The sequence below is a fragment of the Nocardioides sp. Root190 genome (assembly GCF_001428565.1).
Taxonomy (GTDB): Bacteria; Actinomycetota; Actinomycetes; order Propionibacteriales; family Nocardioidaceae; genus Nocardioides.
Genome location: NZ_LMIA01000001.1, coordinates 425,652 through 440,574, shown reverse-complemented (window position 1 = coordinate 440,574; position 14,923 = coordinate 425,652). Strand labels below are relative to the sequence as shown.

Sequence of the window (14,923 nt, the reverse complement as noted above, 5' to 3'; positions counted from 1 at the left end):
GGAATTGAGGTGGACAGGGTGTGGCGCGCGTGTCTGTCCTGATCTGGTGCGACCTCGGCCCGGGGCTCGGCGCCGGGCACCTGATGAGGTGCATCGCCCTCGCCGAGGAGCTGGTCTCGCGCGGTCGCGCGGTGCACTTCCTGACCGACGCGGCCTCGGTGCCGTTCGCCCGGGCGCAGCTCGAGCGGCGCGAGATGACCTGGGAGCAGCCGCCCCCGGACCTCGCCGGGCAGCTGGCCGCCGTGGCCCGGCACCGGCCGGGGACCGTGGTCGTGGACTCCTACGTCCTCCCCGTCGCGGCGTACGACGCCCTCGGCACGTCGTACCGGGTGGCGGCCTTCGTCGACGCCGGTGCCAGGGGACGGCCTGCCGACGTGGTGATCGACCCGACGCTGGGGGCCGAGGCGGACGCAGCGGTCGGCCCGGACCGCCTCCTCGGCATCGCGCACGCGCTCATCCGCGACGAGGTCCTCGCACACCGCCCGAGCGACGTCGAGACCCACGTCGAGGGCGATCCGCCGCGGGTGGTGGTGTTCTCCGGCGGCACCGACGCCCACGGGGCAGCGCCACCGCTCGCCGGCGCGGTCCTCGGCGCCGGGCTCCCGGTGCACCTCACCGTCGTTGCGGCCCGACCCGAGCTGCGTGCGCAGCTGGACGCGCTGGTGCCCGGGCCGGGGCAGGGCATCGAGGTGATCGATCCGACCAGCGAGCTGCCGGCCCTGATCGCCCGCAGCGACCTGGTGGTCAGCGCGGCGGGGACCTCGAGCGCCGAGCTGCTGTGCCTGGGTGCAGCGGCCGCGCTGGTCCAGGTGGCGGACAACCAGGCCGACACCTACCGCCGCGCGGTCGAGGCAGGGCTGGTCGCGCCGCTGGGCACGCTCGCCGACCTCCGTGGGGACCCCGCGTCGGCCCGGAGCATCGTGCGGGACCTGCTGGACGGTGGGGACGTCGAGGGCGGCGCTGACGGCTCAGGGGCCCGCAGGAGGCTCCGCAGGGCGGCCTGGGCGGTGGTCGACGGGCGTGGTCGCGCCCGGATCGCCGATCGCCTGTGACCTACCCCACGGAACCGACCCGTTCTCGTCGGCTCCGGACGGGCGTACGGTTGTGGCTGTCCCGGAACCCCGGGCACACCTTGAGCACAACGTCCGGTACCCACACCGGCTGCCTGCGGGCAGTGGTCGGCGGGACGGGAACGAAAGGTTCACGATGTCGAACAAGTTCCGCGTGGGCGTGATCGGCGCTGGTCGCGTCGGCGCCGTCCTGGCTGCTGGCCTGAGTGCGGCCGGCCATCCCGTGGTTGCCGCTGCCGGCGAGTCCGACGCCTCGCGTCGCCGCGCTGCCGACCTGCTGCCCGGTGTCGCGATGCTCAAGCCGAGCGATGTCGCCCGCCGGGCCGACCTGCTGCTGCTCACCGTCCCCGACGACATGCTCCCCAACGTGGTGCGCGTGCTCGCCGACAGCGGTGCGATCCAGGCGGGGCAGTACGTCGCCCACACCTCCGGTCGCCACGGCCTCGCCGTTCTCGCGCCGGCTGCTGCGGTCGGCGCCAAGGTCATCGCCCTGCACCCCGCGATGACCTTCACCGGCACGGCCGTCGACCTGGAGCGCCTGCACGGCTGCGTCTTCGGCCTGACCGCCGGAGCCGACGAGCGTGAGCTCGCCGAGTCCCTCGTCGCTGACCTCGGAGGCCGCCCGACCTGGGTGCCCGAGGAGATGCGCACGCTCTACCACGCCGGGCTCGCCCACGGCGCCAACCACCTGGTCACCCTCGTCAGCGAGGCGATGGGCCTGCTCGCCGCCGCCGGTGTCGACGACCCCGCCGGCACGCTCCGCCCGCTGCTCGACGCCGCGCTGGACAACGCGCTGGCCCACGGCGATGCCGCACTGACCGGCCCGATCGTCCGCGGCGACGTGCGGACCGTTGCCGCGCACCTGGCGGACATCTCGTCCAACGCACCCGACACCCTGCCGTCGTACGTCGCGATGGCCTGGGCCACCCTGGACCGCTCGGTCACCGACGGCCGCCTCCTGGGGATCCAGGCGCTCAAGATCGCCGACGTGCTCGCTGCGTACGACGACGGCGACCATCGCGCTCGCTTCGAGGCCCGTTTCGTCCGGCCGAGCGAGGACCACCGCGGGTGACGGTGCGCACCACGCCCGCTGTCGCACGCAGCCGGGCGGATCTGGCCGGCCTCCAGGTCGGCGGTCCCGTCGTGTTCGTGCCGACGATGGGTGCGCTCCACGAGGGGCACGCCAGGTTGCTGCAGATGGCCCGTGAGCGCGCCGGGACCGAGGGCACCGTCGTGCTGTCGATCTTCGTCAACCCGCTGCAGTTCGGGCCGGACGAGGACCTCGACCGCTACCCGCGCACCTTCGAGGGTGATCTCGAGATCGCCGCGACCGAGGGCGTCGACGTGGTCTTCGCGCCGACGGTTGTCGAGATGTACCCCGACGGGGTGCCGCACGAGGGCGTCGTCAGCGAGGCCGTGACGGTGCAGCCCGGTCCGCTCGCGGACGTGCTCGAGGGCGCCAGCCGCCCCGGTCACTTCCGGGGAGTCCTCACCGTGGTCGCCAAGCTCTTCGGACTGGTCCGTCCCGATGTCGCGATCTTCGGCGAGAAGGACTACCAGCAGCTCGCGCTGATCCGCCGGATGGCCTCGGACCTCTGCCTGGGGATCGAGGTCGTGGGTGTGGCCACCGACCGTGAGACCGACGGCCTGGCCAGGTCCAGCCGCAACCGCTACCTCGACGACGAGCAGCGCCAGCAGGCCGCGACCCTCAGCCGCGCGCTGCGCGCGGCCCAGGACCGGGCTGCCCACGGCGTGCCCGCCGCGCGCTGGGCGGCGATGAAGGTCCTGCGCGCGGAGCCCGGCATCGAACTCGACTACCTCGCCCTCACCACGACCGGTCTGGGCGAGCTGCCCGACTACCCCGAGCCCGGCTCCGAGGGCCGGGTGCTCGTCGCAGCGCGGGTCGGCACGACCCGCTTGATCGACAACCTGCCCCTGAGTTTCTGAACGGCACTGGAGGAGAAACCCATGCTGCGCACCATGATGAAGAGCAAGATCCACCGAGCGACCGTCACGCAGGCCGACCTGCACTACGTCGGTTCGGTCACCGTCGACGAGGACCTCCTCGACGCGGCCGACCTGCTGGCCGGTGAGCTCGTCCACATCGTCGACATCACCAACGGCGCCCGGCTCGAGACGTACACGATCGCGGGCGAGCGTGGCTCCGGTGTGATCGGCATCAACGGTGCCGCCGCCCGGCTGGTCCACCCCGGGGACCTGGTCATCCTGATCGCCTACGGCCAGATGTCGACCGAGGAGGCCAAGGAGTACCAGCCCCACGTGGTCTTCGTCGACGCCGACAACAAGATCATGGCGACCGGCTTCGACCCGGCCGAGACGTTCGGCGACCCGACGCTGTCGCGCGGCGACGTGACCGCGGCGCGCTGAAGCGCCCGCTGAGCGCCGAACGTCACTGATCGCTAGCCTGACCCGATGCCCACCGAGCAGCCTGCGGCCCCTGCCGCCGTACGACGCCTCCCGGGACGCCTTCGGGCACCCGGTCCCGGCTGGACCACCCGTGCCGACGTGGTCATCGTCGGCTCCGGGATCGCCGGACTGACGGCTGCCCTGAGGCTGCGGGGGCAGGTCGAGAAGATCCTCGTCGTCACCAAGGACGTGCTCGCTGCCGGTTCGACGCAGTGGGCGCAGGGCGGGATCGCCGCCGCGCTCGGGCCCGGCGACACCCCCGCCGAGCACGAGGCGGACACCCTCGTCGCGGGCGCCGGCGTCTGCGACCTCGACGCCGTGCGGATCCTCGTCACCGAGGGGCCCGAGGCGGTGCGGGAGCTGATCGCCCTCGGCACCAACTTCGACCACACGCCCGACGGCGAGCTCTCGCTCACCCGTGAGGGCGGCCACCACCGCGACCGGATCGCGCATGCGGGGGGCGACGCCACCGGCGCCGAGATCCAGCGGGCGCTGATCGCCGCGATCGAGGCGGCTCCCGACATCGAGGTCATCCAGCACGCGCTGGCCGTCGACCTGCTGCTCGGCCGGGACGAGGCCGGTGTCACGGGCGTCGCCGGGCTGACCCTGCACGTCATCGGCGAGGGCGAGCGCGACGGCGTCGGCGCCGTGCACTGCCGGGCCGTGGTGCTCGCCAGCGGCGGCCTCGGCCAGGTGTTCTCCCAGACCACCAACCCCTCGGTGTCCACCGGCGACGGCATGGCCGTCGCACTGCGCGCCGGAGCGACCTTGCGCGACCTCGAGTTCGTCCAGTTCCACCCGACGGTGATGTACCTCGGCCCGGAGTCGCGCGGCCAGCAGCCGTTGATCTCCGAGGCCGTCCGTGGCGAGGGCGCATTCCTCGTCGACGGCCTGCCCGAGGAGGGCGGCAACCGTTTCATGCAGGGCGTCCACGAGCTCGCCGACCTGGCTCCGCGCGACGTGGTGGCCAAGGCGATCATGAAGCGGATGCTCGAGACCGGCCGCCCGCACATGTGGCTCGACGCCCGTCATCTCGGCGCGGAGTTCTGGGAGCGCCGGTTCCCGACGATCCTCGCGACCACCCGTTCGCACGGTGTCGACCCGGTCACCCAGCTGATCCCGGTCGCACCGGCCTGCCACTACGCGTCCGGAGGCGTGCGCACCGACCTGGTCGGACGGACCGACCTGCCCGGCCTGTACGCGACCGGTGAGGTCGCCTGCTCCGGCGTCCACGGCGCCAACCGACTGGCCTCCAACTCGCTGCTCGAGGGACTGGTGTTCTCGCGGCGGATCGCCGACGTGCTGCCCGCCGAGCTCCCCGCCTGGCGCGAGCCCGGCGCTGATGACCGCACCGAGGGCCTCGTCGCGGGCGAGGTGCGCCGCGAGCTCCAGGAGACGATGAGCTCCCGGGTCGGCGTGCTCCGCTCGGCGCCGGGCCTGGCCGAGGGTGCTGCCGTGCTCGACAAGCTCGCCGGTGTCACCGCCGACGCGATCGACCAGACGTCGTGGGAGGCCACCAACCTGGTCACCATCAGCGCGGCGCTCGCGGACGCGGCGGCCCTGCGCGAGGAGACCCGCGGCTCCCACTGGCGCGAGGACTTCCCCGAGCGGGACGACCAGACCTGGGCCGGGCACTTCGACGTACGCATGAACGACGGCGTGACCACGGTGGCGTTCACGCCCTCGCCAGCCACGGACGGCGGCGTCGCATGATCGCCCGGACGCCGTACGCCGCCCTGCCGGCCGCGCTCGTCGAGGAGATCGCGGCTGCCGGGCTCGACCCGCGAGCCGTCTTCGACCACGTCGTCCTCGCCTTCGAGGAGGACCTGCCCGGTGGCGTCGACGACGCGACGAGCGCGGCGATGCCCGACATGGGCCACGCCGTCGCCGACTTCAGCGCCCGCGAGCCCGGCGTCGTCGCCGGCCTCGCAGTGGCGGAGCTGGCGTTCGCCTACGCGCTCGGCGACACGGTCGAGGTGACCGGCCGCGTCCCCGACGGCACCCGGGTCACGCCCGGCGACGTCGTGCTGACCGTGTCGGGACCCGTCCAGGGCGTGCTCACGGCCGAGCGCACGGCACTCAACTTCGCCTCGCACCTGTCGGGTGTCGCCACCGCCACGGCGGCCTGGGTCGAGGCCCTGGCCGGCACCCGGGCCCGCGTCCTCGACACCCGCAAGACCCTCCCCGGCTGGCGCGCCCTGCAGAAGTACGCCGTGCGTTGCGGCGGCGGGGTCAACCACCGGTTCAGCCTCGTCGACCGGGCGATGGTCAAGGACAACCACGCCGTCGCGGCGGGTGGCGTCGTTCCGGCGTACCAGGCCGTCGTCGCCGCGAACCCCGGCCTGAGGGTCGAGGTCGAGGTGATGGACCTCGACGAGCTGCGCGCTGTCCTGGCGGCCGGCTGCACCGAGGTGCTGCTCGACAACATGAGCACCGCCGACATGGCCGAGGCGGTGCGGATCAACGCCGCTGCCGGTGGCCACGCGACGCTCGAGGCCTCGGGCGGACTCACCATCGAGCGCGCCCGCGAGGTCGCCCTGACCGGCGTCGACTTCATCTCCGTCGGCGCGCTCACGCACTCCGTCGACGTGTTCGACCTCGGTCTCGACTTCCGGACGCCGCAGGACTGAGCCGTGGCCCTCCTCGCCGCCGACATCGGCAACGCGCACACCGTCCTCGGGCTGCTGGAGGACGGCGAGGTCACGGCGCACTGGAGGGTGTCCACCAACGAGCACCGGACCTCCGACGAGTGGGGCGTGCTGCTGCGCGGTCTGCTCGGTCGTCTCGGCGACACGGTCACCGGCGTGGCCGTGTGTGCCACCGTCCCGTCGGTCCTCAATGCCTGGCGCGAGATGCTCACCGCGCAGTTCCCCGACGTCGCCCTGGTGATCGTCGAGCCCGGCGTCCGCACCGGCGTACCCATCGTCGTCGACAACCCCCGCGAGGTCGGCAGCGACCGCATCGTCAACGCCCTCGCTGCGGCATCCGATTTCGCCGGCCCGGCCATCGTCGTCGACTTCGGGGGCACGGCGACCACGTTCGACGTGGTCGACGCCGAGGGCAGGTACGTCGGCGGCGCGATCACGCCCGGCATCGAGATCTCGCTCGACGCCCTGAGCCGCGGCGGCGCCCAGTTGCGCATGGTCGAGCTCGTCCGCCCTCGTGGCGTGATCGGCAAGAACACCGTCGAGGCCCTGCAGTCCGGCATGGTGTTCGGTGTCGCCAGCCAGGTCGAGGGCATGGTCGAACGGCTCGTCGCAGCCCTGGATGCCGAGCGCGAGGACGTGACGGTGATCGCGACCGGTCACTTGGCCCCGCTCGTGCTCGACGAGTGCCGGTGCTTCACGGTCCACGCGCCGTGGCTCACCCTGCGCGGGCTGGGCATGGTCCACGCGCGCAACACCTGACCGGATGGAACCCGGTGCGCGCCGTGGCCGTCGTCCTGGTGTGACAACACGACGCCAGACCGGCACTCCGCGATCGAGGATCGCTCGCGCGCTGGCTCTCAGCGCGGTGGTGATGGGGATCGCCGGGTGCAGTTCCTCTGCTCAGCCGGACTCCGGGCCGAGCCGAGCTCCCTCGACGGAGGTGCTGTGTCGGCCAGCGACGTCGGTGTTCCACGTCGGCACGGCCTACGACTTCCAGCCTCGCCCCGCCGCGGTGCTCTTCGCCGACGCGACGGCGGTGGTCCTGGCCGAGATGGCCGCGATCCACTCCAGCGCAGGGTCGCGTCGCCTGGCGCTCGAGTTCGAGGTGGTCGAGCTGCTCAAGGACGAGCAACCCAGCCTGGTCCACGACGGGTCGGTGCACGTCTCCGTTCCACGAGGCCCCGTGATGTCGACAAAGGGCGAGCCTGCGCACTCGATCGAGGACTTCGAGACCTGGCTCCCGGAAGGCACCACGGTCGCGCTTTTCCTCGGTCCGGCAGCAGTGGACCAGGCGCGCCCCTCCGCCCTGCCCGAGGGGGCTCGCCTGTCCGTCGTGGGCCTGCAGGGCGCCTTCGTCGACGACTGCGGCCGGTTGGAGTACGAGGACGGACCCCCGTCGGACTGGACGGACGTGAGCGGGTTCGAGGAGTTCGCGGACCGGCTCCGCCGGCTGGGGTGAGCCGGCGTCCGACCCGGAGGCCTCAGCGCTCCAGCGCGTCGTCCAGGTACGGCGCGAGGTACGGCGCGAGGGTCTGCGCGAAGGTCGCGGTGATGTGGTTGCTGTCGAGATAGGCGATCACGCCGCCGATCACCGGGGTGCACACCTGCGGTCCGCAGAACCGGTCGGTCAGGTCGACCAGGCGCAACCGGTCGTCGTCGATCCGGTCGACGGCGTCCACGATCGGGTCGTAGGGCAGCCAGCGGTCCCGGGGTCCGTCGCAGGTCCGGTAGTCGTCGCCGCGCTCGGCGATGCAGCCGGGGACGTCGCGGCGGGCGTCCGGGGTGTCGCGGATGGCGAGCACCGGGATCTCGGCGGTGGTGATCTCGCGCAGGATGCGGGTGTAGCCGTCGGCGTACTCCTCGTCGGACTCCTCCCGGTCCTTGCCCGGCACCAGTGCCTGGGGCCGGTTGGTCACCACGACCAGGTCGGGCTTGGTGCGCACGATCTCGTCGGCGGTGCGCTGGACCCAGTCCACGCAGGACGCGGAGGCGCTGGACCGGTCGAACTCCTGCGGGATGTCGGCGGTCGCGCACCGGGCGGAGAAATGGGTGCTGATCCGCCACCCGCGCTGGTCGGCGATGGCCTGGACGGCGGGGAGCCACTGGGCGGCGTGGGAGTTGCCGAACAGGGTCACGGTGACGTCGGCGGAGCTGTCCCCGAACACGCAGTCGACGGACTCGAACTCGGGTTCACTGGCGAAGCAGGACCGTGGTCCCACCTCGCCGTAGGCCTCGGACAGGTCGGAGGACGCGGCACTCACCGACGGCAGCAGCCGTTCGTAGGGGACCTCCGGGCAGTCGGCGCCGTCGTCCAGGGCCGCGGCGCCCAGGCACGGGCCGCCGTCGCGCAGGGCGGCGGCGAGCTCGCGGTCGGCCTGGTCCTCGCGGTGCTGGACCTCGAGAACCTGCACGGTCGCGATGCCGACGACCACGGCCATCGCGGCGACCGCGACGCCGTAGGTCCGCCGCAGCGAGCGCGCCGCACCCGCCGTGCGGAAGGGCCGCTCGACGAAGCGCTCGGTGAGTCCGGCGAGCACGAGGGTCAGCGCCAGCACGACCGCGCCCGTGCGCCACCCGAGGTCGTGTCCGGACCAGGCGGTGGTCACCACGATCAGCGGCCAGTGCCAGAGATAGACGGAGTACGACACGTCGCCGAGCCACTGCACGGGCCGCAACGCCAGGATCGGGCCGGGGGAGAGGCGGTCGTCGCGGGAGGCGCCGAAGCCGAGGAGGAGCACGGTGCCGATGACGGGCAGGGCGGCGTGATGGCCGGGGAACGGTGTCTCGGAGGTGTAGAGGACGGCCGCGGCCGCGATCATCGCGACCCCGGCCCAGGCACCGATGAGGCGCTCCGGCCGGCGGGCCTTGGTCATGTCCGCGACCCGTCGACCGGCGTCGTGGGCGTCGCGGCCGGCGACGAGGACGGCGAGCAGCCCGCCGGCGGCCAGCTCCCAGATCCGGGTCGGGGTGACGAAGTACGCCGCCGCAGGGTTCGACGAGGTCAGGTGGACCGACCACGCGAAGGACCCGGCGGTGACCACTGCGAATGCGGCGGCGAGGGCACCGCGGGCGCTGATGCCGCGTCGGCGCGCGAGGAGAGCGACGGCGCCGACCAGGAGCGGCCAGCCGAAGTAGAACTGCTCCTCCACCGAGAGCGACCAGAAGTGCTGCACGGCGGTGGGGGCGTTGTCGGCGGCGAGGTAGTCGATCGCCTGACCGGCGAGGGCCCAGTTGACGACGTACAGGGCGGCGGCGCGGGCATCGGTGGCCGTGGCCTGCCACACCGTCTCGGGGGAGAAGAGGCGCACGGCGAGCAGCGTGGCGAGGAGCACCACGAGCGAGGCGGGCAGGAGCCGACGCAGCCGGCGCCCCCAGAAGGCGCCCAGATCGCGAACTCCGCGGGGCGGGCGACCGACCAGGTGGGAGGTGATCAGGAATCCCGAGATCACGAAGAAGACATCGACGCCGACGAATCCACCGGGAAGTGCCGCGCCATGCAGGTGATAGACCACGACGAGTCCCACAGCCAGCGCGCGCAGGCCCTGGATGTCGCTGCGCAGCGCGTGTTTCGTCCCCGACGACGGCTGCATGATCGGTTCATCGTGGCACACGGATCCCAACCGCTGATAATCGAGGAATATCGGAAAATGGGCGCGTGGATGCTTGTCGTGAGCGACGAAATGACTAAAGTCATGGATATCCAATTCGGATATCAGCACTTTATCGAGGAGAAACTCATGGCTCAGCGCGTCAACATCGTCCTGGTCGACGACATCGACGGAACCGACGCCACGCAGACCGTCGCCTTCGGTGTCGACGGAGCGAGCTACGAGATCGACCTGAACGACAAGAACGCCTCAGCGCTGCGCGATGCCCTCGCCCCCTACGTCGGTCACGCCCGCAAGGTCGGTCGTGGCGGCGCCGGCGCCAAGAGGTCCGCCCGGGGCGCTGCGCCGGCCGCCGGTGGCGTCTCGGCCAAGGAGATCCGCGAGTGGGCCCGTTCCAATGGTCACTCGGTCCCCGAGCGCGGTCGCATCCCCGCCGACGTGCGTGAGGCGTACGACGCCGCCAACTGAGGACCTCCCCCGTGCGGGGGAGGCCGAAGACCGCCCCCGCACGGGTGGTCCGGCCGGTGCGCACGGATCGAGGATCGTCACCATGACCGAGAACTTCCTTCGCGCCCACGACCTGCCCGTGCCGGCCCCCTACCGCGCGGCCGCCGTGGTCACCGGCCTGGTGGTGTTCGTATGCTGTGCCACCGCGACCTGGCTGCCGTGGTTCGTCGAGGACGCCGGCCTGTTCGCCGGTCCGGCGGGTTTCGTCGACCGCGGCGGCATGCTCGGGCTCGGTGCGGTCGTGGGTGCGCTGCTCGCTCCAGCACCCGCGCTCGCACTCCGGTGGCCCGCCTTCGGGATCGCCGTCGCGCTGCTCCCCGTGGTCGCCACCGGGCTGGACCCCTCCTCGGCCCCGCTGCACTTCGCGGTGGTCGCGGCGCTCTGCGGCGTCGCGGTGTCCGCGTCGTGGCGGCGTCCGCTCGCCTCGCTCGCGGCCCTCGGCACCGCCTGCCTGGTGGTGGGTGGGTGGCTCCTGTCCGGGGTCGACATGGCCGCTCCCTTCGCCGCCACCATCTACCTCGACCAGACGCCGCGACGTGTCCAGACCGGCGTCGTGTACCTGGTGGCGCTGGCCGTGGTCCTGGCCTTCTCCCTGTGGTTCCGGACGGTCGCGCTCCACGAGCGGCAGCGCCGCCGCCTCGCCGCCCGCGAGGGCGAGGTCGCCGACCAGGCCGCCGTGGTCGCCGAGCGTGCCCGCCTGGCTCGTGACCTGCACGACGTGGTCGCCCACCACGTCTCCCTGATCGCGGTGCGTGCCGAGACAGCGCCCTACACCGAGCCCGAGCTGGGGGAGGCAGGCCAGCGGGTGCTGGCTGAGGTGGCCGGCGAGGCACGGCTCGCGTTGGACGAGCTGCGCGGCGTCCTGGGCATCCTGGGGCGCGCCGGAGAAGCCGAGCGGTCCCCCCAGCCGACACTCGCCGACGTGGAGGCGCTGGTGGAGCGCACCCGGCGCTCGGGCCAGGAGGTCCGGCTCGTGGGCGACGTCGGCTCGCCGGTCGGCGCGGCGGCCGGCTACGCGGCCTACCGGGTGGTCCAGGAATCGCTGACCAACGCCCGCAAGCACGCCCCCGACGCCGAGGTCGAGGTCGCCGTCGAGGCGACCCCGCGCCTGCTCGAGGTCAGGGTCAGCAACGCCGTGGACCATCCGCCGACCCACCTGGACGGCGGACGGGGCCTGGCGGGGATGCGCGAGCGCGCCGAGGCACTGGGCGGACGGCTGCGGATCCACGCGGCCGGGTCGCGCTTCGAGGTGGTGGCAGTCGTGCCGACGGGTGATCCGGATGCAGCCTGACCCGATCCGGGTGGTCGTCGCGGACGACCAGCCGGCCATCTGCTCCGGCTTCGCGGCACTGCTCGCGGCGCAGGACGGCGTGGAGGTGGTCGGTACGGCCGGCGACGGCCGCGAGCTGGTGGCCCTGGTCGGGCGCACCCGCCCCGACGTGGCGCTCGTCGACGTCCGGATGCCCGAGCTCGACGGCATCGAGGCGAAACGGCTCATCACTGACGACCACTCGACGAGGGTTCTGATCCTGACCACTTTCGACCTCGACGCCTACGTGTACGACGCGGTCCGCGCCGGTGCCAGCGGCTTCCTGCTCAAGGACGTGACCGCGGAGCGGCTCGTGGAGGCCGTACGGCTGGTGGCCGAGGGGGCCGTTCTCCTGGCACCCGCGGTGAGCCGTCAGCTGGTCGCGGCGCGCTTCGCCGACGTCCCCGGCGCCCGCCCGGAGCCGGCGTCCGCCGCCACCCTCAGCCCGCGTGAGCGCGAGGTGCTCCTCCAGCTGGCGAAGGGTCGTTCGAACGCCGAGATCGCGACCGATCTGCACATCGCCGCCGAGACCGTGAAGTCCCACGTGGCCGAGGTGCTGCGCAAGCTCGGACTGCGGGACCGGATCCAGGCGGTGGTCTACGCCTACGAGCACGGTCTGGTCGGTCGCTGAGGCCGGCGGATTTCGCTGACAGCGGACGGAAACGAGTCGCTCACGTGGAACGCGTAGGCTGGTCGCGGAGTTGTAACCGGTGAACAACCCCGTGACGTTTGAGGAGCGTGCAGATGTTCGAGCGGTTTACTGACCGAGCCCGCCGGGTGGTCGTGCTGGCCCAGGAAGAGGCCCGCATGCTCTCCCACAACTACATCGGGACCGAGCACATCCTGCTCGGCCTGATCCACGAGGGCGAGGGAGTCGCTGCCAAGGCGCTGGAGTCCCTCGACATCTCGCTGGAGGCCGTGCGCGCCCAGGTCGAGGAGATCATCGGTCAGGGCCAGCAGGCCCCGTCCGGCCACATCCCCTTCACCCCCCGCGCCAAGAAGGTCCTGGAGCTGTCCCTGCGCGAGGCGCTGCAGCTGGGTCACTCCTACATCGGGACCGAGCACATCCTGCTCGGCCTGATCCGTGAGGGGGAGGGCGTCGCCGCCCAGGTGCTGCAGAAGCTCGGCGCCGACCTCAACCGGGTGCGCCAGCAGGTCATCCAGTTGCTCTCGGGCTTCCAGGGCAAGGAGAGCGGCGCGGCCGCCTCGGCGTCCGGCAGCACGAGCGGCGCGGACACCCCGTCGTCCTCGCTGGTCCTGGACCAGTTCGGGCGCAACCTGACCCAGGACGCCCGCGAGGGCAAGCTCGACCCGATCATCGGCCGGGGAGCGCAGATCGAGCGCGTCATGCAGGTGCTCTCGCGGCGTACCAAGAACAACCCGGTGCTGATCGGCGAGCCCGGCGTCGGCAAGACGTCCATCGTCGAGGGCCTGGCCCAGGACATCGTCAAGGGCAACGTCCCGGAGACGCTCAAGGACAAGCAGATCTACACGCTCGACCTGGGCGCCCTGGTGGCCGGTTCGCGCTACCGCGGTGACTTCGAGGAGCGCCTGAAGAAGGTCCTCAAGGAGATCCGCACCCGCGGCGACATCGTGCTGTTCATCGACGAGATCCACACCCTCGTCGGTGCCGGTGCGGCCGAGGGCGCGATCGACGCCGCCAGCATCCTCAAGCCGATGCTGGCCCGCGGTGAGCTGCAGACCATCGGTGCGACCACCCTCGACGAGTACCGCAAGTACCTCGAGAAGGACGCCGCGCTGGAGCGTCGCTTCCAGCCGATCCAGGTCCCCGAGCCGTCGATCGCCGACACGATCGAGATGCTCAAGGGCATCCGGGACCGCTACGAGGCCCACCACCGCGTCACGATCACCGACGAGGCCCTGGTCTCCGCGGCGACGCTGGCCGACCGCTACATCTCCGACCGCTTCCTGCCGGACAAGGCGATCGACCTGATCGACGAGGCCGGCTCGCGCCTGCGGATCCGCCGGATGACGGCGCCCGCCGACCTGCGCGAGTACGACGACAAGATCGGCGAGGTCCGTCAGCGCAAGGAGTCCGCGATCGACGGCCAGGACTTCGAGGCCGCCGCGCGCCTGCGCGACGAGGAGAAGCAGCTCATCCTCGCCAAGTCCGAGCGTGAGAAGCAGTGGCGCTCCGGTGACATGGACGAGGTCGCCGAGGTCGACGAGGAGCTCATCGCCGAGGTCCTCGCGGTCGCGACCGGCATCCCGATCGTGAAGCTCTCCGAGGAGGAGTCCACCCGGCTGCTCAAGATGGAGGACGAGCTCCACAAGCGGGTCATCGGCCAGGACGAGGCCGTCCGGGCACTGTCGCGGGCGATCCGTCGTACCCGTGCCGGCCTGAAGGACCCCAAGCGTCCCGGTGGCTCGTTCATCTTCGCCGGCCCGTCCGGTGTCGGAAAGACCTGGCTGTCCAAGACGCTGGCCGAGTTCCTGTTCGGTGACGAGGACGCGCTGATCCAGCTCGACATGAGCGAGTTCGGCGAGAAGCACACCGTCTCGCGCCTGTTCGGCTCGCCTCCGGGCTACGTCGGCTACGAGGAGGGCGGGCAGCTCACCGAGAAGGTGCGCCGCAAGCCGTTCTCCGTGGTGCTGTTCGACGAGGTCGAGAAGGCCCACCCCGACATCTTCAACAGCCTGCTGCAGATCCTCGAGGAAGGTCGCCTGACCGACTCGCAGGGTCGGGTCGTGGACTTCAAGAACACCGTCATCATCATGACCACGAACCTCGGCTCGCGCGACATCGGCAAGTCGGTCGGCATCGGGTTCGGCTCGGGTGACGCGGCCGGTTCCTACGACCGGATGAAGGCCAAGGTCTCCGACGAGCTCAAGCAGCACTTCCGTCCGGAGTTCCTCAACCGTGTCGACGAGATCATCGTCTTCCCGCCGCTGTCTGCTGAGCAGATCGTGGCCATGGTCGACAACATGATCGCTGCGGTGGAGGTCCGCCTCAAGGACCGCGACATGAGCCTCGAGCTCACCCAGCGGGCCAAGGACCTGCTCGCCGTGCGGGGCTTCGACCCGGTGCTCGGCGCGCGGCCGCTGCGGCGCACGATCCAGCGCGACATCGAGGACACGCTCGCCGAGAAGATGCTCTTCGGCGAGGTCGGTCCCGGTCAGATCGTGCTGGTGGACGTCGAGGGAGAGGGCGCGGCTGCGACCTTCACCTTCGAGGGCCAGAAGGTCGGGGCGCTCCCCGACCTGCCGCCGCTCGAGACGGTCGCCGAGGGTTCGGCCGGCGGCTCGGTCGGTGCGGAGATCGCCGACGACAACGGCGAGACTGCCTGACGTACGACCACGTTCGACCACGTTCGACCAGGCTTCACCAGGACG

General features: G+C 71.9%; 13 protein-coding genes. 12 read left to right on the top strand and 1 reads right to left on the bottom strand.

The annotated features are described in order from the left end of the window. Positions 1-29: 29 nt before the first annotated feature. The 8 genes from ASE01_RS02090 to ASE01_RS02055 all read left to right on the top strand — a co-directional run bounded on the left by ASE01_RS02090 (position 30) and on the right by ASE01_RS02055 (position 7,604). Positions 30-1,052 (top strand): hypothetical protein, encoded by a 1,023-nt coding sequence (locus ASE01_RS02090; protein WP_056748578.1) that lies wholly within the window; start codon positions 30-32, stop codon positions 1,050-1,052. Between the two features lie 154 nt (positions 1,053-1,206). Beyond that, on the top strand, positions 1,207-2,142 hold the full coding sequence (locus ASE01_RS02085; protein ID WP_056748300.1) for a Rossmann-like and DUF2520 domain-containing protein: 936 nt from the start codon (positions 1,207-1,209) through the stop codon (positions 2,140-2,142). Next, positions 2,139-3,017, top strand: coding sequence for a pantoate--beta-alanine ligase (gene panC / locus ASE01_RS02080; RefSeq protein WP_056748297.1), 879 nt, complete (start codon positions 2,139-2,141; stop codon positions 3,015-3,017). The genes ASE01_RS02085 and panC overlap by 4 nt, the downstream gene beginning before the upstream one ends. Before the next feature lie 21 nt (positions 3,018-3,038). Further along, the gene (gene panD, locus ASE01_RS02075; RefSeq protein WP_056748295.1) at positions 3,039-3,458 is read left to right on the top strand and encodes an aspartate 1-decarboxylase; all 420 of its coding nucleotides are present in this window, start codon (positions 3,039-3,041) and stop codon (positions 3,456-3,458) included. 45 nt (positions 3,459-3,503) lie between these two features. After that, positions 3,504-5,210, top strand: a complete 1,707-nt coding sequence (locus tag ASE01_RS02070; RefSeq protein ID WP_056748293.1) for an L-aspartate oxidase — start codon at positions 3,504-3,506, stop codon at positions 5,208-5,210. Beyond that, a complete protein-coding gene (nadC, locus tag ASE01_RS02065; RefSeq protein WP_056748291.1) occupies positions 5,207-6,127 on the top strand; it encodes a carboxylating nicotinate-nucleotide diphosphorylase in 921 nt (306 codons plus the stop codon). Before ASE01_RS02070 ends, nadC begins: the two co-directional genes overlap by 4 nt. Before the next feature lie 3 nt (positions 6,128-6,130). Beyond that, complete coding sequence (locus tag ASE01_RS02060) at positions 6,131-6,904, top strand: type III pantothenate kinase (RefSeq protein WP_056748289.1); 774 nt, start codon at positions 6,131-6,133, stop codon at positions 6,902-6,904. Between the two features lie 181 nt (positions 6,905-7,085). Further along, positions 7,086-7,604: a hypothetical protein gene (locus tag ASE01_RS02055; RefSeq protein WP_157537041.1), complete on the top strand. Its 519-nt coding sequence runs from the start codon at positions 7,086-7,088 to the stop codon at positions 7,602-7,604. A gap of 22 nt (positions 7,605-7,626) precedes the next feature. On the opposite strand, the gene ASE01_RS02050 is transcribed toward ASE01_RS02055, so the two are convergent. Then, the gene (locus ASE01_RS02050; protein ID WP_056748285.1) at positions 7,627-9,735 is read right to left on the bottom strand and encodes an acyltransferase family protein; all 2,109 of its coding nucleotides are present in this window, start codon (positions 9,733-9,735) and stop codon (positions 7,627-7,629) included. Positions 9,736-9,882: 147 nt separating this feature from the next. On the opposite strand from ASE01_RS02050, the gene ASE01_RS02045 reads away from it, so the two are divergent. From ASE01_RS02045 to ASE01_RS02030, 4 genes are all read left to right on the top strand, one after another. Beyond that, positions 9,883-10,221, top strand: coding sequence for a histone-like nucleoid-structuring protein Lsr2 (locus tag ASE01_RS02045; RefSeq protein WP_056748283.1), 339 nt, complete (start codon positions 9,883-9,885; stop codon positions 10,219-10,221). A gap of 82 nt (positions 10,222-10,303) precedes the next feature. Next, on the top strand, positions 10,304-11,551 hold the full coding sequence (locus ASE01_RS02040; protein WP_056748281.1) for a sensor histidine kinase: 1,248 nt from the start codon (positions 10,304-10,306) through the stop codon (positions 11,549-11,551). Continuing rightward, positions 11,541-12,200 carry a response regulator gene (locus ASE01_RS02035; protein WP_056748577.1) on the top strand — a complete coding sequence of 220 codons (660 nt, stop codon included), beginning with the start codon at positions 11,541-11,543 and terminating at the stop codon, positions 12,198-12,200. The genes ASE01_RS02040 and ASE01_RS02035 overlap by 11 nt, the downstream gene beginning before the upstream one ends. A 113-nt stretch (positions 12,201-12,313) precedes the next feature. Then, entirely contained in the window at positions 12,314-14,878 is a 2,565-nt protein-coding gene (locus tag ASE01_RS02030; RefSeq protein ID WP_056748279.1) for an ATP-dependent Clp protease ATP-binding subunit, read from the top strand. Positions 14,879-14,923 lie beyond the last annotated feature (45 nt).

Bases quoted from the DNA above. Each gene is read 5' to 3' on its own strand.
- ASE01_RS02050 (WP_056748285.1), bottom strand. From the start codon at position 9,735: ATGCAGCCGTCGTCGGGGACGAAACACGCGCTGCGCAGCGACATCCAG.
- ASE01_RS02030 (WP_056748279.1), top strand. From the start codon at position 12,314: ATGTTCGAGCGGTTTACTGACCGAGCCCGCCGGGTGGTCGTGCTGGCC.
- ASE01_RS02035 (WP_056748577.1), top strand. From the start codon at position 11,541: ATGCAGCCTGACCCGATCCGGGTGGTCGTCGCGGACGACCAGCCGGCC.
- ASE01_RS02045 (WP_056748283.1), top strand. From the start codon at position 9,883: ATGGCTCAGCGCGTCAACATCGTCCTGGTCGACGACATCGACGGAACC.
- ASE01_RS02040 (WP_056748281.1), top strand. From the start codon at position 10,304: ATGACCGAGAACTTCCTTCGCGCCCACGACCTGCCCGTGCCGGCCCCC.
- panD (WP_056748295.1), top strand. From the start codon at position 3,039: ATGCTGCGCACCATGATGAAGAGCAAGATCCACCGAGCGACCGTCACG.
- ASE01_RS02085 (WP_056748300.1), top strand. From the start codon at position 1,207: ATGTCGAACAAGTTCCGCGTGGGCGTGATCGGCGCTGGTCGCGTCGGC.
- ASE01_RS02070 (WP_056748293.1), top strand. From the start codon at position 3,504: ATGCCCACCGAGCAGCCTGCGGCCCCTGCCGCCGTACGACGCCTCCCG.
- nadC (WP_056748291.1), top strand. From the start codon at position 5,207: ATGATCGCCCGGACGCCGTACGCCGCCCTGCCGGCCGCGCTCGTCGAG.